Source organism: Streptomyces sp. NPDC032161, assembly GCF_040636995.1.
GTDB lineage: Bacteria > Actinomycetota > Actinomycetes > Streptomycetales > Streptomycetaceae > Streptomyces.
On sequence record NZ_JBEZVN010000004.1, the window covers coordinates 265,023 to 283,463 of the forward strand.

At 72.0% G+C, this 18,441-nt stretch carries 15 protein-coding genes; 12 read left to right on the forward strand and 3 right to left on the reverse strand.

Annotated features, from left to right (window positions below):
• The first annotated feature begins 222 nt into the window (after positions 1-222).
• The 4 genes from AB0E67_RS13490 to AB0E67_RS13505 all read left to right on the forward strand — a co-directional run bounded on the left by AB0E67_RS13490 (position 223) and on the right by AB0E67_RS13505 (position 2,108).
• Complete coding sequence (locus AB0E67_RS13490; RefSeq protein WP_362025180.1) at positions 223-513, forward strand: hypothetical protein; 291 nt, start codon at positions 223-225, stop codon at positions 511-513.
• Positions 514-703: 190 nt separating this feature from the next.
• Complete coding sequence (locus AB0E67_RS13495; protein WP_362025183.1) at positions 704-1,114, forward strand: rodlin; 411 nt, start codon at positions 704-706, stop codon at positions 1,112-1,114.
• A gap of 267 nt (positions 1,115-1,381) precedes the next feature.
• Positions 1,382-1,588, forward strand: coding sequence for a hypothetical protein (locus AB0E67_RS13500; RefSeq protein ID WP_362025185.1), 207 nt, complete (start codon positions 1,382-1,384; stop codon positions 1,586-1,588).
• Between the two features lie 112 nt (positions 1,589-1,700).
• Positions 1,701-2,108 (forward strand): rodlin, encoded by a 408-nt coding sequence (locus tag AB0E67_RS13505; protein ID WP_362025188.1) that lies wholly within the window; start codon positions 1,701-1,703, stop codon positions 2,106-2,108.
• 160 nt (positions 2,109-2,268) lie between these two features.
• Here the strand turns inward: AB0E67_RS13505 and AB0E67_RS13510 are convergent, their stop codons facing one another.
• Complete coding sequence (locus AB0E67_RS13510) at positions 2,269-2,769, reverse strand: DUF5949 family protein (protein WP_362025191.1); 501 nt, start codon at positions 2,767-2,769, stop codon at positions 2,269-2,271.
• A gap of 458 nt (positions 2,770-3,227) precedes the next feature.
• Between AB0E67_RS13510 and rsgA the strand changes: the two genes are divergently transcribed.
• Positions 3,228-4,340, forward strand: coding sequence for a ribosome small subunit-dependent GTPase A (gene rsgA / locus AB0E67_RS13515; protein WP_362025551.1), 1,113 nt, complete (start codon positions 3,228-3,230; stop codon positions 4,338-4,340).
• Positions 4,341-4,482: 142 nt separating this feature from the next.
• A complete protein-coding gene (locus AB0E67_RS13520) occupies positions 4,483-5,844 on the forward strand; it encodes an AlkA N-terminal domain-containing protein (protein ID WP_362025554.1) in 1,362 nt (453 codons plus the stop codon).
• A 57-nt stretch (positions 5,845-5,901) separates the two neighbouring features.
• On the opposite strand, the gene AB0E67_RS13525 is transcribed toward AB0E67_RS13520, so the two are convergent.
• A complete protein-coding gene (locus AB0E67_RS13525; protein ID WP_362025193.1) occupies positions 5,902-6,384 on the reverse strand; it encodes a DUF456 domain-containing protein in 483 nt (160 codons plus the stop codon).
• A gap of 69 nt (positions 6,385-6,453) precedes the next feature.
• Positions 6,454-7,443, reverse strand: a complete 990-nt coding sequence (locus AB0E67_RS13530; RefSeq protein WP_362025196.1) for a helix-turn-helix domain-containing protein — start codon at positions 7,441-7,443, stop codon at positions 6,454-6,456.
• Between the two features lie 209 nt (positions 7,444-7,652).
• On the opposite strand from AB0E67_RS13530, the gene AB0E67_RS13535 reads away from it, so the two are divergent.
• The 6 genes from AB0E67_RS13535 to AB0E67_RS13560 all read left to right on the forward strand — a co-directional run bounded on the left by AB0E67_RS13535 (position 7,653) and on the right by AB0E67_RS13560 (position 18,398).
• Positions 7,653-11,417 (forward strand): S8 family serine peptidase, encoded by a 3,765-nt coding sequence (locus tag AB0E67_RS13535; protein ID WP_362025198.1) that lies wholly within the window; start codon positions 7,653-7,655, stop codon positions 11,415-11,417.
• A 225-nt stretch (positions 11,418-11,642) separates the two neighbouring features.
• A complete protein-coding gene (locus AB0E67_RS13540; protein WP_362025201.1) occupies positions 11,643-13,301 on the forward strand; it encodes a protein phosphatase 2C domain-containing protein in 1,659 nt (552 codons plus the stop codon).
• Between the two features lie 65 nt (positions 13,302-13,366).
• Positions 13,367-15,109 (forward strand): pyruvate dehydrogenase, encoded by a 1,743-nt coding sequence (locus AB0E67_RS13545; RefSeq protein WP_362025204.1) that lies wholly within the window; start codon positions 13,367-13,369, stop codon positions 15,107-15,109.
• A 111-nt stretch (positions 15,110-15,220) separates the two neighbouring features.
• Entirely contained in the window at positions 15,221-15,979 is a 759-nt protein-coding gene (locus tag AB0E67_RS13550; protein ID WP_362025206.1) for a hypothetical protein, read from the forward strand.
• 474 nt (positions 15,980-16,453) lie between these two features.
• Positions 16,454-17,365: a dihydrodipicolinate synthase family protein gene (locus AB0E67_RS13555; protein ID WP_362025209.1), complete on the forward strand. Its 912-nt coding sequence runs from the start codon at positions 16,454-16,456 to the stop codon at positions 17,363-17,365.
• Positions 17,366-17,666: 301 nt separating this feature from the next.
• Complete coding sequence (locus AB0E67_RS13560) at positions 17,667-18,398, forward strand: GntR family transcriptional regulator (protein ID WP_362025212.1); 732 nt, start codon at positions 17,667-17,669, stop codon at positions 18,396-18,398.
• Positions 18,399-18,441: the final 43 nt, after the last annotated feature.

The window sequence follows — 18,441 nt, forward strand, 5'->3', positions numbered from 1 at the left end:
GTGGCGGAAAGGCCCAGGAACGCATTCGGTCGCGTTCCGGGGTCTTTTCCTTTCCGTTTCCGGTGGGCGCGACGTGCCGCCAAGAAATCGCGTCCCCTCCAGTTGCCCGGTCGCGATCGCTTCGTTACCCAGAGGGAAAGCAGTGGAAGCCACAGTCAAAGAGACTGGAACGATCGCGTGTGCGCGACCGGTGGGACGCCGCTGCAGAAGGGAATCCCGAAAGTGAAGTACGCGAAGTCCGCTGCGTTCGTCGCCGGTTCCGTGGTCGCTCTGGGAACGGCTGCTCCTGCCTTCGCCGTCACCAACGCCACGCCCCTCGACTTCAGCCTCACCGGCGGCGTCAACCAGGTGATGGCCAGTGCGCTGCAGGCCACCGACCTGCTCGTCGACACCGTCGGGGGCGCTGCGGAGAAGATGCACAAGCAGGGCACCGTCACCAAGCTGACCGACCAGGCCGCCGGTGCGGCCAAGGGTGCGGCCCCGCTGCTCGGGGGCCTCCCGGTCGGTGGCTGATCCGGCACGGCCGTCCGCATTCCCGCATTCCCGCATTCGCGGATTCCGTTCGCCTCCGCGCCATGAACACGGCGAACAAGCGTGCGGAGAAGAATCGTTCGAGTGAATCGCCACAACCATCCTCGTCACCTTGAGTTGATCAGGGCGCTCCGGACAGGCGAGCAAGAAGAATATCCAGAAGGGCTTTTTCATGATCAAGAAGATGATGGCCTCGGCGGCCGTCGCCGCTTCCATCGCCGGCGTCTCCGCCGCGATGGCCCCGCAGGCCATGGCCGTCGGGAACGACACCGGCACGACGTCGGTCAACGGCAACGGTGCCGTCCAGTCGTACGGGAACTCCGCCACCCACGGCGACTGGAGCCCGCAGTTCGCGCTCATCCAGGGCTCGCTCAACAAGCCCTGCGTCGCCCTGCCGGCCAAGGCCAACGTCGGTTCGCTCCTCGGCGTCGTCCCGGTCTCCGTCCAGGACATCAACGTGCTGTCCTCGCCGCAGAACCAGCAGTGCACGGAGAACTCGACGCAGGCCAAGGGTGACGAGGCGCTGTCGCACCTCCTGAGCAACATCCCGATCCTGTCCGGCAACGGCGCCGGCAACAACTAGGACACCAGGGCTCCGGCCGTCCGACGCCGACCCCGAACGCCTCGTCTGCGTAGGGCACGGCGTCGTGTGCGGCTTCGAGTGCGCCTGTCCATAGTGTGCGAAACCCGTGGGGCCGACGCATCCAGGCCGCCGGTTCTCCGGCGAGCCGGGCGCGTCGGCCCCACGGCGTGCGTCCGGAGCCCCGCCACCCCCCGAACGAGCGGGCGCACTGGGCCGGTTGCCGTAGCGCCGACGGACGTCGCGCGGTGTATCGGGTAAGGACCGGACATGGATCAGTACGACAGTCAACGCCCCCACGGCGGCCGGCGGCACGCGCAGGACGCCACACCCATCTACGACCGGTTGCTCGCCGAATGGCGGGCGGCCCGCAGCGGAGCGCAGCCGGTGCCGCCCGGGCGGCAGGCGCGGCCCCGTGCGGGATGCCGCGTTCCCGCCGCCCGTACCCCCGAGAAGCCGTCGACGGGTGAGCTGTGAGGGTCGAACCCGCGCAGGATCGAACCCATTTGGGTGGATATGCGGAACTGTCGCTCCCGTAGTGGGTTGATCAATACGTTCCACAACGGGACGCTCCGAAAGGTGAAGCGTGATGAAGAAGATGATGGCCGGCGCAGTCGTGGCCGTGTCCCTGATGGGCCTGTCCGCCGCCGTTGCCCCCGCGGCCATGGCGGTCGGCAATGACGACGGCACCACGTCGGTCAACGGCAACGGCGCCACGGACGTGTTCGGCAACGCCGCGACCTTCGGCGACGGCAGCCCGCAGACACAGCTCGTCCAGGGCTCGCTGAACAAGCTCTGCCTCGGTGTGCCGGTCAAGGCCGATGCCGGTTCGCTCATCGGTGGTATCCCGGTCACGGCCCAGGATGTCAACGTGCTGTCCTCGTCGCAGAACCAGCAGTGCACCGAGAACTCGACGGAGGCCAAGGGCGACGAGCCGCTGTCGCACATCCTGAGCAACAACCCGGTGTTCTCCGGCAACGGCGTCGCCAACGACTGACGCCCACTCGGATGCGGGTGGTCACGGGAAGACGATCCGGGGCCGCCCGCACTCCGTGTCCGGCGTCGCGCAGGCGGAGCCGGGGCCGAGCCCGGGCTCCGTTCGTGACGATGCCCACCGCGCCACGGGGGCGGTGGGCATCTGGCGTACGGGGGGTGATTCAGCCGAGGCTCCGTACCGGAAGGACGCAGTGGGCCGAGGTCATGATGACGTTCGGGTCCCCCGCGAAGGCCCGCAGCAGGTCCTCGCCGACCGGTCGTCCCGGAGCGCCCTGGGGCCACGGGCGGGTGGCGAACATGACGTTCACCTCGCCGCGTTGCTCGGCGGCGGTCAGCCACTCGGCCGGGGCGGGGTACTGGGCGGTGAAGTGGGGGAGCGTCAGGACCGCCTGGCCGGCCTGGACGAGCAGCTTGACCGGAAGCCCCGGCGTCTCGGCCGCGTACACCGGGCCGGTGCCCACCGGCAGTCCGTTGCGCTCCAGGGAGGCGCGCATGGCGGTCTCGCCGGTGGCCGGGCCTTCCGCGCCGTCGCCCAGCGAGTAGACGAGAAGGAAGGCGGCGTCGGGGCCTCCGTCGGGGTGTTCGCCGCTCCACCCGATCAGCGAGATCGTGCCCAACTGGGCTTGTGTGAAGGTTCCGGTGGCCGTCTGCGGTGAGGTCATGCTCGGCACCATAACGGCCGATGAGCGGTCTATGTGTATGTGTATCACCTGATCGAGGGATATCACCGGATATCTCCGGTGAATGCCGTCAGGACCGCGTCATGGCTCCGAGTGGACGCGGCGGGGGTGGGAAAACGTGTTGACGGCGCCTCGTGGTCGCGGGCTATCGTGTGCGGCGTCGCCGGGCGGCGGACTGCCGTCGGTGTTGGTCCCGTGCGTGAACCAGGAGGTGAGGACATTGATGACTGTCGCCGAGATGGGCGTTGCCCACCGCAGAAGCATCGTTCCCGCCCCCGTGGTCGCCGGCTGACCTCTTCGTTCGACAACACCGCGCGCCTGTGAGCGCGTTGCCGGGGCCACCCTTCGAAGGGTTTCCCTTGTCCTCCCAGTTCTCTGGTTCTTCCTCCTTCTCCTCCTTCTCTTCCGATTCCTTCCGGGACGCGTCCGCCGCGCCTCCGCTGTCCGCATACGGCTGGGACGACGGCTGGGCCGCCGCGTTCGCCCCGTACGCCGCGCAGGGGCTGCTGCCCGGGCGCGTGGTGCGGGTCGACCGCGGGCAGTGCGACGTCGTCACCCCGCGGGGGACGCTGAGGGCCGACACCGCGTTCGTCGTCCCGCGTGATCCCATGCGCATCGTCTGCACCGGTGACTGGGCCGCCGTCGACCCCGACGGGGATCCGCGGTTCGTACGGGCGCTGCTGCCGCGGCGTACGGCCTTCGTCCGTTCGACGACGTCGCAGCGTTCCGAGGGACAGGTCCTCGCCACCAACGTGGACCACATCGCCATCTGCGTCTCGCTCGCCACGGAACTCGACCTGGGACGGGTGGAGCGCTTCCTCGCGCTCGCCATGTCCAGCACCGACGGGGCGGCGCTGCTCCGCGACGGGGCGGACGCCGCGGACGGTGCCGCCGAACCGGTCGTGGTGCTGACCAAGGCCGATCTGGTGCCGGACGCCACGACGCTGTCGCACCTCGTCCAGGACGTCGAGGCCGCCGCGCCCGGTGTGCAGGTGCTTCCCGTCAGCTCCGCCACGGGCGAGGGACTGGACGTGTTCTCCGCGATCGTGTCGGGTGGCACGAGCGTGCTGCTCGGGGTCTCCGGCGCGGGCAAGTCGACCCTGGCCAACACTCTGCTCGGCCGCGACGTGATGGAGGTGCGGGCCGCGCGCGAGGTCGACGGCAAGGGCCGTCACACCACCACGACCCGCAACCTTCTGGTGCTGCCCTTCGGGGGCGTGCTCATCGACACCCCCGGGCTGCGCGGGGTCGGGCTCTGGGACGCGGAGACCGGCGTCGGTCAGGTCTTCTCCGAGATCGAGGAACTGGCCGAGCACTGCCGGTTCCACGACTGCGCCCACCGGTCCGAGCCCGGCTGCGCGGTGCTCGCCGCGGTCGAGGACGGCTCACTGTCCCACCGGCGCCTCGACAGCTTCCGCAAGCTGCTCCGCGAGAACCGGCGCATCGTCGCCAGGACCGATGCCCGGGTGCGGTCGGAGATGCTGCGCGAATGGAAGCGCAGAGGGGCCGAAGGGAGGGCGGCCATGGACGCGAAGCGCGGCAGGACGCGGTAGGCCCTGTCGTCGAAGTGCCGCCGTCCGGCGGAGGCCGCACGGCAGGCGGCAGTTTGACGCCAGGGCCTGGGTCGCGACGCCGGGTCCGATGTCCGAAATCCGCCGGTGCGGTGCCGGCAGGTGCCGCACACTGGACGGTGTGATGGACGAAACGACCAGGTACGAGGCGGTGAGCAGCCGCGACGCCCGGTTCGACGGGGAGTTCTTCTTCGCCGTCGAGACGACCGGCATCTACTGCCGGCCGAGCTGCCCCGCCGTCACCCCCAAGCGGAAGAACGTCCGCTTCTTCCCCACCGCGGCCGCCGCCCAGGGCCACGGCTTCCGGGCGTGCCGACGCTGCCGCCCGGACGCCGTGCCCGGCTCGGCGGAGTGGAACGTACGCGCCGACGTCGTGGGACGCGCCGTTCGGCTGATCGGGGACGGTGTGGTCGACCGGGAGGGCGTGCCCGGTCTGGCGCACCGGCTCGGCTACAGCGCGCGCCAGGTGCAGCGGCAGCTCAACGCGGAACTGGGCGCCGGACCCGTCGCGCTGGCCCGGGCCCAGCGCGCCCACACCGCGCGGGTGCTGCTGCAGACGACCGGGCTGCCCGTGACGGAGATCGCCTTCGCTTCCGGCTTCGCCAGCGTCCGTCAGTTCAACGAAACGATCCGGCGGATCTACGCCCGCACGCCGAGCGCGCTGCGGGCCGAGGCGGGGGCGGGGTCCGGGGCGGCGGGGCGGGCGGCGCACACCACCGGCATCCCGTTGCGGCTCGCGCACCGGGGGCCGTACGCGGCCCGCGAAACCTTCGACCTGCTGGCCGACGAGGCGGTCGGCCGCGTCGAGGAGGTCGTCGGGACGCGCGGTGCCCGGACCTACCGGCGCACCCTGCGCCTGCCCTACGGCACGGCCGTCGTAGCCGTCGACGAACGGGCCGCGGGGCCCTGGCTGGACGCCCGGATCCATCTCACGGACCTGCGTGATCTGACGACGGCGGTGCAGCGGCTGCGGAGGCTGTTCGACCTGGACGCCGATCCGTACGCCGTCGACGAACGGCTCGGCGCCGATCCGCGGCTCGCGGCGCACGTCGCCGCCCTTCCGGGGCTGCGTTCCCCGGGGACCGCGGACCCGGAGGAGTTCGCCGTCCGGGCGCTGGTGGGCGCGGCGGAGGCGGAGCGGCTGGTGGAGGCGTACGGCAAGGTCCTCGACGTTCCCTCCGGCGGGCTCACCCATGTGTTTCCCGAGCCGGGCGCGCTGGCCGGAGCGGTGGAGGATCCGGCACTGCGGGCGCTGGCCGGCGCGCTCGCCGACGGGGGCGTACGGCTCGACGCCGGGGCGGACCGCGACGAGGCGGAGCGGGCGCTGCTCCGGCTGCCCGGGATCGGTCCGGGGACCGCAGGGCTCATCCGGATGCGGGCGCTCGGCGACCCCGACGTGGACCCTGGTGGCGGGCCCGGGGCGGAGGGGTGGCGTCCGTGGCGTTCGTACGGGGCGCGGCATCTGGAGCTCCTCGGCGTCACCTGAGCCGACGGGCGGGGCCGGGAGCCCCGGGGCCCCGGGCGCGCTCCGGGGCGGCCGGGCTCACGCCCAGAGCAGCACGCCGAGCCAGGCACCCGTCACCAGCAGGCACGCGAAGAGTTCGACGAGCACGGACCAGCCCGTGGCCCGCATCACCGAGCGGACCGATGCCCACCCCGCGCCACGACTGCCGAGCCGCAGCCGCTCCACCCCGTAGACGGTCCCCACGTAGCCCACCAGTGCGCCCACCACCGGGACCACGAAGAAGCCCACGATCGCGCCGACGCCGCCGAGCACCAGCGTCCTGTGCGGGGCGCCCGACTCGTGCGGGCGGCGCGGCGGCAGCAGCGGTTTCAGCGCCTGGTCCACCAGCAGCAGCGCGGTGGCGCCCATGAGCACGGACCAGGCCGCCGTCGTCCTGTCGGTCAGCGTCCACCACAGCACCGCGGCCCAGACGATCGCCTGTCCGGGCACCCCCGGCACCAGCACGCCGATCAGGCCCAGGAGCATGACCAGGCCGACGGCGACGAGTTGCCACACACCCATTCGACCAGCCTGACGGAGTCCGGCCGGTCCCGCCCGTCCACGGCGCCGGGCACCCCGGGCACCGACGGGTCAGGCCCGGGGCTCCCGGGCCACCCAGCCCCGCTCGTACGCGTGCCAGCCCAGCTGGAGCCGGGTCGACACCCCCGTCAGTTCCATCAGGCCCTTCACCCGCCGCTGCACGGTCCGCAGCCCCAGGTCCAGCTGCTTCGCCACGCTCGCGTCCGTCAGCCCGGCCAGCAGCAGCGACAGGATCTCCAGGTCCGTCGCGTCGGGTCCGGTGGGGACCTCCTCCAACAGGTCGCCCCCGCCGAACCGGAGCGGCATCGCCTCCCGCCACACCGCCTCGAACAGTCCCATCAGCGACTCCAGCAGCCCGGAGCCGTGCACGACCAGCGCCGCGGGCTCCGCGCCCCGGCCGGTCAGCGGCACCATCGCCAGGGCCGCGTCGGCGACGACCAGCTTGGTGGGCACCCGGTCGACGACCCGGCACTGCTCGTCGCGGCCCAGCGCCGCCGAGAGCTCCGTGATCCCGGACGGCAACGAGAGCACCTCCCGCTCGACCACCACCCGGAACGACACCCCACGCGTGGCGGCCCGCTCCTCGGCCTCGTTCTCCGTCCCGCTCACCGCGATCGGCTTCCCGGTGACCAGGGCGCACACCTCGCTGGTGGCCCCCAGCTGCAACTGATGGAAGCGGTGCGCCACCGCGCTCGCGCCCGTCACCACCTCGACCAGATCGTGCACGGCCGAATCGGTGGCCTCCGCCCGGTACTCCTCGGCGAGCAGCGCCGCCGCCAGCTCCGCCTGCTCCAGCTCGTGGCGCTGCTGCGTCAGCAGGGCCCCCAGCGCCACCGCCGGAGGCGCCGCCACCCAACGGCCGGTGCGCGACGAGGACTGGGCGGCCAGACCGTGCTGCTCCAGCCTGCGCAGCGCCCGTTCGGTGTCCGGCTCGGGGAGCGCGAGCCGGTGTGCCAGATCGGGGACCTCGGCGGCCCCCACGGTCACGAGCGCGCGGTACGCCGACTCCTGTATCTCGTCGAGACCTATGGCCCCCAACATCCCTCGGTCCCTCCCGGACGCATTGATTCCGCACGCCGTCGCTGATTCCGGGCGCCGGTCGTGGCGGAAAGCGGCCACGGCGTAAACCCGCCGTGCACATCATCCCTTCATCGCCCCGCGCTCTGCCAATGTGGCGCCACCGCAGTACCGACAACTTCCGGAATGCCGCTGTTTGTTCAGAGGCAACCCGGTTTTACTTGGGGAGAGCGATGCGTCCGATATCGCGTACGGCGCTGGGGGCGGCCACCGCCGCCGTCCTGGCCGTCACCGCGATCGCACCGTCCGCGGCAGCGCCGCAGGACGACGCGAGCGCGAAGAGACCACTGACCGGCAGTTCGCCCGCCACCTCCAAGGCGGGCGAACCGGTCACCGTCACCCTGGTCACCGGCGACAAGGTCCTGGTGCGCACGGACAGTTCCGGGGCCGCGTCGGTCACCGCGCTGCCCCGCGAGGACGGCTCCGTGCCCCTCCTGCAGACCAGACAGTCCGGCAAGGACCTCTACGTCTACCCCGACACCGCCGCCCGGGCGCTGGCCGCGGGCAAGGTCGACCAGGAACTCTTCAACGTCACCGGACTCGTCCGGCAGGGCTACGACGACGCCCACACCTCCGCGCTGCCGCTGATCGCCGTCTACGGCGACGCCGCGGCCCGTACCGCGCCCGCCACCCCGCGCGGAGCGAAGCGCGGACTCGTGCTCGACGCCATCGACGGCGTCGCGCTCAAGGCGGACAAGAAGAAGGCCGCCGACTTCTGGGCGGACGTCACCGACACCCGTTCCCGCTCGGCCACCGGTCTGAAGAAGCTCTGGCTCGACCGCAAGGTCCGTGCCACCCTCGACCGGTCCACCAAGCAGATCGGCGCCGACCTCGCCTGGGCCGCCGGATACACCGGCAAGGGCACCAGGGTCGCCGTCCTGGACACCGGCGCCGACGCGGAACACCCCGACCTCAAGGGCCGGATCGCCGCCTCGGAGAACTTCACCGACTCCAGCACCGCCGACGACCGGCAGGGGCACGGCACCCACACCATCTCCACCGTCGGCGGCTCCGGCGCCGCGAGCGACGGCCGGAAGAAGGGCGTCGCCCCAGACACCGAACTGCTCAACGGCAAGGTCCTCAACGACAGCGGCTCCGGCGCCGAGTCCTGGATCATCGCCGGCATGCAGTGGGCCGTCGACCAGAAGGCCGACGTCGTCTCCATGAGCCTCGGCAGCCCGGAGCCGACCGATTGCACCGACCCGATGAGCGTCGCCGCCGAGAAGCTCGCCCGGAGCGAGGACACGCTGTTCGTGATCGCTGCGGGCAACTCCGGCCCGAGGCTCAACACCGTCTCCTCGCCCGGCTGCGCCCCGAGCGTGCTGACCGTCGGCGCCGTCGACCGCGACGACACCACGGCCCAGTTCTCCAGCCGCGGGCCCGTGATCGGCGCGCACACCCTGAAGCCGGAGATCGCCGCCCCCGGCGTCGCCATCTCCGCCGCGGCGGCGGGCGGCCGGGGCGTCTACGCCTACCAGTCGATGTCCGGGACGTCGATGGCCACCCCGCACGTGGCGGGCGCCGCCGCGATCGTGAAGCAGCGTCACCCGGACTGGACCGCCCAGCAGATCAAGGCCGCCCTGGTGTCGTCCGCGAAGAGCGGCATCCCCGGGGACGTGCGCGAGACCGGCGCCGGCCGGCTCGACGTGAAGGCCGCGATCGACACCACCGTCGTCGGCGCCGCCGCCGTCCAGGCCGGCTCCTTCAACTGGCCGCAGGACAGGAACGACCGCACCACCGTCGACCTGCCCTACACCAACTCCGGCACCAAGCCGGTGAAGCTGTCGCTCCAGGTCCAGGGCGTCACGGGCAACGACGGCTCCGCGGTCCGCACCCCGGTCGCCGGGCTCGACACGAAGACCGTCACCGTCCCGGCCGGGGCCACCGTGAAGGTCCCGCTGCGCATCGACCCGTCCGCGAAGCTGAAGGCCGCCCAGTACGGCGACGTCACCGGACGCGTCCTGGCCACCGGGCCCGGCGGTGCGAAGGTCTCCACCCCGTTCTCCCTGTACGTGGAGCCGGAGACCGTCACCCTGCGCGTCAAGCTGATCGACCGCGCCGGCAAGCCCGCCACGGGCTCCTCCTCGCTGGACGTCATCGGCACCGACACCTCCAGCGGCGAGCGCCGCTTCAACGACGGCGCCGCCGACCAGGTCTACCGGCTGCGCCCCGGGGCGTACTTCGTCTCCGGGTTCGTCATCACGCCGGACACCGCGGACGCCACGGGCCGCACGGCCGAGTCCGTCGGCTACCTCGCCCGTCCGCAGCTCGACGTCACCAAGGACACCACCCTGGTGCTCGACGCCCGCAAGGCCCACCGGCTCCAGGTGAAGACCGCGGACCGCGCCTCCGAGAACCGCTCCACGACCCTCGCGTTCGGCCGCTCGTGGGACGACACCTGGCTGCACTCCGGCTCCATCACCGGTACCGGCAGCGTCGAGAACTACCTGGCGGACGTGCAGGGCAAGGCCCGCGACGGCGACTTCGAATTCTCCAGCTTCTGGCGCGCGTACGCCCCGCAGATCGAGAAGCTGTCGGTCGTCGGCGGCGCCGCACTGCACCCGAGGGTGGCGAGCACCGGCTCCGTCAACCTCGACGGCACGGGCGAGGCCGCGCTCGTCGACGCCGGAAAGGGCACCCCCGACGAGCTGAGGGCCGCGGGCGTCGAGGGGAAGATCGCGCTGGTCGAGGTCGGCGACGACGGGTACGTGAACACCCAGGCGCGCGACGCGAAGGCCGCGGGTGCGAAGGCCGTCGTCGTCCACCGGCGGGCCGCGGGCCCCTGGCAGCCGTCGGCCGGCTTCGGCCAGGCGCCGGTGCCGTCGCTCGGCATCGAGGCGGGGGAGGCCGCCGCGCTGAAGTCCGCCCTGGCCGAGGGCCCGGTGACGCTGCGCTGGAAGGCCACCGCGGTCAGCCCGTTCGTCTACAACCTCGCCTTCCCCGAGACCGGTCCCCTCACCTCGGACCGCACCTACCGGGTCCGGGACAAGAAGCTCGGCACGGTCGTCTCGAACTACGAGGCGATGGGCGTCGCGGCGGACTACGTGGACACGATGATCATGGGCCGGCCGTACGGCGGGCTGTTCTCCGCTGCCAGCGACACCGTCGCCGTCCCCGGTAAGCGCACCGAGTACTACTCGGCGGGCGACACCGCCTGGACGCGCTACCTCTCCTCCAGCTTCCCCTGGGGCGAGGCCATGGCCGACCGGGCGCGCACCTACACCGCGGGCTCGAAGGGCACGCAGAACTGGTACCGGGGCATCCTGGCCCCGACCGCACCGCGCGACGCCGACGGCAAGCTCCAGCTGGCCGCCGAGCGGCAGGACAACCTGATCGGCGTGGCCCCCGCGTTCTGGGGCGACACCGAGCACATGGGCATCCAGGGTTCCTTCGGCGACACCGGCAACATGAAGCTCACCAGTGGCGGCAAGGTGATCGGCCAGTCCTCCTGGCCGTCCGGGGTGTTCACCGTCCCGGCCGAGGACGCCGCGTACGAACTCACCATGGAGACCATGAAGTTCGGGCAGCCCGCCGCCGTGTGGAAGCGGTCCACCCAGACCCGGACGGTCTGGAAGTTCCGTTCCCACCGGGACGAGAACGCCTACTCCCAGGGCATTCCGCTGCTCTTCCCGAGCTACGACCTGGACGCGGACGGGCTGAAGACCCTTCCGGCGGAGGACGGCCGGACGATCGGGCTGAGCGTCATCGGCCACGCGGGCTATACGCCCGGCAAGCTGGTCGCCGCCAAGGTCTCGTACTCGTACGACGGCGGCGAGACCTGGACCGAGGGCACCACCGCGCAGCGCGACGGCCACTGGACCGCGACCGTGAACCACGCGGGCGCGGCCGGGAAGCCGGTCACGCTGAAGACCGAACTGACGGACGCCAACGGCAACTCCGTCGTCCAGACCGTGAGCGACGCGTACGCCGTGCGTTGATCACGACCTGACCGGTCCGCCGGACGGCTTTCCCGTGGGGGGTGGGTCCGTCCGGCGGACCTTTTGCATGGCCGGGGACCCCGGATCGCACGACGGGGACCTCGGATCGCATGGCCGGGGACCCGGTTTGCACGGCCGGGGTGCACGGACGCGCCGTGCGCGCGGCGCGTCGCGTTTTCGTCATGCGCCGTTTCCGTGCGGCCCGTGCGGTGGACAATCAGGGGTATGAGCCAGCAGGGGGAGCGGCCCGCCGACGGGGACGACTGGTGGGACAGGCTGTACGACGAGACCGACAGGGACACCGGGGCCGGCGGCGCGAGTGGCCCGGGTGGTGCGGGCGACGCCGGTGACACCCTCGACGACCGCTTCGACTCGGTGGCGAGGGCGGTCGGTCCGGCGGGGAACGGGGGGAGCGCGGGGATGCCGCTCCCGGAGCCGGAGTCCGAGCCGGAGCCGTCCCGGACGACGTTACGGACGCGTGCCCCCTGGGAGCCGCCCGAGGAGAACGCACCGGCCCCCGGGGCCGCACCGGCCGGCCCGCCCAGCCCCCGCACCTTCGCCGACTTCACCGCCCCGACGCCCATGGGCGCGCCGGCGGGCCCCGCCGCACCGATGCCCACCGGACCACCGAAGATCCCTGACCGGTCGATGCCTGCCGGACCAGTGGCGGTCCCTGGTCGGTCGACCCCCGTCGGACCGCCGGTGGTGCCCGCCGCGCCGACACCCGCCGCACCACCCGTGGCGCCTGATTCGTCGATGTCCGCCGGACCAGTGGCGGTCGCCGGTCCGTCGACGCCCGCCGCCCCGCCGTCGTCCGCGGGACCGCCCGTGGCCCCCGCTCCTGCCGTGCCGCGTCCCGCGCGCACCCACGTGGGCGACCGGCCGCCCACGTACGACGCCGAGCCCACCGCGCTGCCCGTCACCGTCCCCCAGGAACTGGACGGTCTCGTCGCCGCCGACACGGTGCTCGACGGAGCCCGGTACGGCACCTACACCTTGCGTGCAGCCTCGGTGCGCGGGGGCTCGGCGCGGTCCCGGGGCGAGCACCGGCGCGACGCCCTGCTCACCGCGCGCTTCGGCGCCGACCGGGAGGCGCTCGTCCTGGTGGCCGTCGCCACCGGAGCCCGTGCCTCCGAGCAGGCGCACCTGGCCGCGGCCGACGCCTGTCGCTGGATCGGCGGTGCGATCGGGCGCAGCCATCCGCGCCTGACCGAGGACATAAGGGCCGGACGGCACGGCGAGCTGAAATCCGGTCTGCGGCGGCTCACCGACCGCGGGTTCGGCAGGCTGCGCGCCCGTGCCGCCGAGCTGGGGCTCGAACCCGGACAGTACTCGGCGGGGCTGCGTTGCCTCCTGCTGTCCGCCGACCCCGACTGCCGTACCAGGATCTTCTTCGGCATCGGTGCCGGTGGGTTCTTCCGCCTGCGCGACGGCGTCTGGCAGGACCTCGAACCGGGGATTGCGCACCGGGCCGGGCCCTCCGTCGGGAACGCCCCGGACGGAGGGAACACCGAGAACGCCGGGAACACCGGAAACGCCGGGAACACCGGAAACGGAGCGATCGGCGGGGGCGGGGGGAAGGCCGGGGAGTCCGGTTCCGCAAACGGGGAGTCGTCCCGCCCGGGAGGCGCCGTCGCCGGTGGCGACCGCCCTGCCGAGCCGTTCCGCTTCCGGGCCTCGATAGCCCGGTCGGGTGACATGCTGCTGCTGTGCAGCCCCGGGCTCGCCGTACCGCTGCGCGACGAACCGGCACTGGCCGGGGAACTCGCCGAACGCTGGACCGGCGGTGAGGCACCGGGGCTCGCGGCCTTCCTCACGGACACTCAGCTCAGGGTGACGGGCTACTCCGACGACCGTACGGGCGCCGCCGTCTGGGAGGCGTAATCGCGCACGCCATGGGTTGATGGATGCGGAGTCCGGAAGCCGAAGCGCGGAAAGGGTACGCATCCATGGCGAAGCAGAACGTGTCGGAGCAGTTCGTCGACATCCTCGTCCGGGCGGGCGTGAGGCGTATGTACGGTGTCGTCGGCGACAGTCTCAACCCGGTCGTCGACGCCGTCCGGCGCAACTCGGCCATCGACTGGATCCAGGTCCGGCACGAGGAGACCGCCGCGTTCGCCGCCGGGGCCGAGGCCCAGGTCACCGGTTCGCTGGCAGCCTGCGCCGGGTCGTGCGGCCCCGGCAATCTGCATCTCATCAACGGTCTCTACGACGCCCACCGCTCCATGGCACCCGTCCTCGCCCTCGCCTCGCACATCCCGTCCGGCGAGATCGGGCTCGGCTACTTCCAGGAGACCCACCCGGACCTGCTGTTCCGGGAGTGCAGCCACTACAACGAGATGATCTCCAACCCCCGGCAGATGCCGCGGCTGCTCCAGACGGCCATCCAGCACGCGATCGGCCGGGGCGGGGTCAGCGTCGTCACGATGCCGGGCGACATCGCCTCCCAGCCCGCTCCGGACAGAACGGTGGAACACGCCCTGGTCACCACGCGGCCGACGGTGCGGCCCGGGGACGCGGAGATCGAGAAGCTCTGCCGGATGGTCGACGAGGCGAAACGCGTGACGTTGTTCTGCGGCAGCGGAACGGCGGGTGCCCACACCGAGGTGATGGAGTTCGCCGAACGGGTGAAGGCCCCGGTCGGGCACGCACTGCGGGGCAAGGAGTGGATCCAGTACGACAACCCGTACGACGTCGGCATGAGCGGGCTGCTCGGCTACGGCGCGGCCTACGAGGCGACCAACGAGTGCGACCTCCTCATCCTGCTCGGCACCGACTTCCCGTACCAGGCGTTCCTCCCCGACGATGTGAAGATCGTCCAGGTCGATGTGCGTCCTGAGCACCTCGGCCGCCGTTCCAAGCTGGACCTGGCGATCTGGGGCGATGTGCGCGAGACGCTGCGCTGTCTGACCCCGAGGGTGAAGCCCAAGACCGACCGCAAGTTCCTCGACCGGATGCTGAAGAAGCACGCGGACGCGCTGGAGGGCGTGGTCAAGGCGTACACCCGCAAGGTCGAGAAGCACATCCCGATCCACCCCGAGTACGTCGCCTCGGTGCTGGACGAACTGGCCGCCGAGGACGCCGTGTTCACCGTCGACACCGGCATGTGCAACGTCTGGGCCGCACGCTATCTCTCGCCCAACGGCAAGCGCCGTGTCATCGGTTCCTTCAGTCACGGCTCGATGGCCAACGCGCTCCCGCAGGCCATCGGGGCCCAGTTCGTCGACCGGGACCGGCAGGTGGTGTCGATGTCCGGCGACGGCGGATTCACCATGCTGATGGGCGACTTCCTGACGCTCGTGCAGTACGACCTGCCGGTCAAGGTGGTCCTGTTCAACAACTCGTCACTGAGCATGGTCGAGTTGGAGATGCTGGTGGCCGGTCTTCCCTCGTTCGGCACCTCCAACAAGAACCCCGACTTCGCGGCCGTCGCCCGCGCGGCCGGGGCCTACGGAGTGCGGGTGGAGAAGCCCAAACAGCTGGAGAGCGCCCTCAAGGACGCCTTCAAGCACAAGGGCCCGGCCCTCGTCGACGTCGTCACCGACCCCAACGCGCTCTCCATCCCGCCGAAGATCAGCGCCGAGATGGTGACCGGATTCGCGCTCTCCGCCAGCAAGATCGTGCTGGACGGCGGTGTCGGCCGGATGGTCCAGATGGCCCGCTCCAACCTGCGCAACGTGCCCCGTCCCTGAGCGCGATCTCCCGGTGGATCCGGGGTTCTCCGGGCAGCCGATGCGACATCAACTGCCTTTGTCCGCACCCTTGGCGACCTCGAAACAATGTGACATATTACTGACGTGTTCATGAGGCAGCCTTTGGATGTCGTCATCGTCGGTGCCGGGGTGGTCGGCGCCGCCCGCGCCTATTACGTCTCCCGGGTCGGACGGTCGGTGGCCGTCGTCGACCGGGGTCCGGCCGCACGTTCGCCCGCGACGCGCTCGCTCGCCGTGGGGCACGGGCTCGTGCCCCAGCTGGACCTCGCCGTGGCGGCGGGCTGCGGGACGCGGGTGTGCGCCGACGGCACCCACGCGGTCGCCGTGGACGAGTGGCTGCGGACCACCGCGCCGCGGATCTGGGCAGCGGGGGAGCCCGGTGGCGTCGCAGGCATGGAACTCGCTCTTGTGAAGGGGGAGTTGACGGCACTCTCGGTCGTCCACGAGGTGCGCGGCGGGATACGGCGGGACGCGGCGCTCAGGGCGGTCGCCCTGAGCCGGTCCCGGCGTCGCCTGCGTGCCTTCGCAGCGCCGATGGGGCCGTGCACCGACCAGGGGCGGAGCGGGGCGGGTGGCTCACCGACGACACGGAGGTCTGCCGCTGCGAAGAGGTCGTGGCGGGGCGGATCCGCGACGCCGCGAGCGGCCCGGCGCCGGGGACGCCCGGACCGTCGAGCTGTTCACCCGGGCCGGAATGGGCCAGGGTGCGGCTTCGCCGCCCGCGAGCCGGCGGCGGTGCACAGCGCCCCTCCGGGCGTCGGCCGTTGTCCGGAGGGGCCCGCCCGCCGCCCGCCGGCCTGCCCCGTCAAGCTGTCCGAACTCGTTGCCGAACCGGCCGATCCCGGCTAGTGCCGCTCCCGGCAACGTTTGCCCCGTCGCGCCGCCCGGCACTTCCCCGAGCTCTCAGCTTCGTTCGAGCAGGGGAGACCCCATTCGAGGGCTTGTGGCCGCCTTGCGATCGCACGCACCGGACGACGCTCCTTCCGGGCAGACCTTGCCGGTCACGGCACTGGTGCCCCTCCCGGGAACGCTTGTTGGGGCGAGCGTCGCCGGGAGGGGTGCGAGGGCGGTCCTCCGTCCTGCGATGCGACGCGCCGGGCGCCGCGAGCTTCCCGGCAGACCTTTCCGGTCGTGCCACCAGGAGGCCCGCCGAAACCCCGGGCACCGGCGCGCGCGGCGTCCGGCGCACGCCGGCCGGCCCCCGACGTGCCCGGTCCAGGAACCGGCGCGTCGCGGGCGCTCCCGCGCCGCGTACGGCACCCGCTGTGCGCGCTTCGTAACGCCGCGCCCGTCATGTCCTGTCACCACTCTCGAGGAGCCACGATGCAGCAGCACACCCCGCACGCCCGCACCCGCCCCTGGCAGGGAATCATGGTCGCCACACCGCTGACTCTGCGCGCCGACGGCACGATCGACTACGACGCCTACGCCACGCACGTGCGGCAGCTCATCGAGGCGGGCTGCGACGGAGTGGTGCCCAACGGATCGCTGGGCGAGTACCAGACCCTGACCGACGAGGAACGCGAGCGGATGGTCCGGGTCGCGGTGGAGGCGGCGGGCGACGGCGACCGGGTCATGCCGGGCGTCTCCGCCTACGGCAGCGCGGAGTCACGGCGCTGGGCGCAGCAGGCGGCCGAGGCGGGCGCCGGTTCCGTGCTGCTCCTGCCGCCCAACGGATACCGGTGCGAGGACGTGGCCGTCCGCGCCCACTACGCCGACGTGGCCGCCGTCGGGATTCCGGTCGTCGCGTACAACAACCCGTACGACACCAAGGTGGACATGACACCCGGCCTGCTCGCCGAGATCCACCAGGAGGGCAGCATCGTCGCGGTCAAGGAGTTCACCGGCGACGTCCGCAGGGCGTACGAGATCCGCGAGAGGGCGCCGGAACTCGACCTGCTCGTGGGCGCCGACGACGTACTGCTGGAACTGGCCCTCGCCGGGGCGGCCGGCTGGATCGCCGGGTGTCCGAACATGCTGCCGTCCAGCTGTGTCGAGCTGTACCGCGCCGCCGTGACCGGGGACCTGACGACGGCGCTGCCGCTGTACCGGGAACTGCACCCGCTGCTGCGATGGGACTCCAAGCCCGAGTTCGTCCAGGCCATCAAGGCGTCCATGGACGTGGCCGGGCGCCACGGCGGTCGCACCCGTCCGCCGCGTTTCCCGCTCCCCGCGGACGACGAGGCGGCCGTGCGTTCGGCGACCGAGAAGGCCCTGGCCGCAGGGCACAGCTGAGCACCGTCGTACCACCCGGGCACGGCCCCGGCCGTCGCCGTACCCCCGGGGTCCGGTGGCGGCCGTCCCGACCGTGCCCGGTTCACCGGCGGCCCGGCCCGACGCGGACTTCGGCGTGCTCCGCATCGAGGGATTCGTGCTGTGAGACCGCGGCTCGCGGCGGCCAGGCACGGTGTTCGGGGCCGTGCCCGAGGCGCCCGCGGACTCGTCAACTGACGGGGAAACAGGGCCGGGACGACCGAGGCCGTGGAAAAAGGTGACATTGTATTCTGAGGGCCCGTACGGCGCTGGAGGAATGCATATGGCTCCCCTGACGACGCTCAACGCCCTCTCGGCGCACGAGCACTTGCGCGACCGGGTGGCCAGCGCGCTCAGGGCGGCTCTGATCGCCGGCGACCTGCGGCCGGGTGTGGTCTACTCCGCTCCGACTCTCGCCGCCCAGTTCGGGGTGTCCGCCACGCCGGTGCGCGAGGCGATGCTCGATCTGGCGCGGGAGGAGCTGGTCGAAGCGGTACGCAACAAGGGTTTCCGTGTGACGGAGCTGACCGGCCAGGACCTCGACGACTTCACCGAACTGCGCGCACTGATCGAGGTCCCCACCGTCGGCCGGATTGCCAAAATGGGCAAGACCGCAGAGCTGAGGGAGCTGCGACCGCTGGCCGAAGCGATCGTGGCGGCCGCCGCCGAGCACGACATCATCGGGTACCTGGAGGCCGACCGGCGCTTCCATCTCGAACTGCTCGGTCTGGCGGGCAACCGCAGACTGGTGGAGGAGGTCGGCAACCTGCGCAAGCGGTCTCGGCTCTTCGGTCTCAACCGCCTGTCGGAATCGGGACAGTTGACCGCGTCCGCCGAGGAGCACGTCCAGCTGCTCGATCTCATGATCGCCGGTGACGCACCGGGTGCAGAGAAGCGCATGCTGACACACATGTCCCACGTCAGATCGATCTGGGCCGACGACGGAGACGACCCGGGCGCGGTCGTGCGAGGCACCGGGTCCGGAACGGCGTCCCGGCCGGCGGCCGAGGGCTGATCACCGGACGCCGGTCCTCGGCGTCCACGGACCGCTCCTCGAC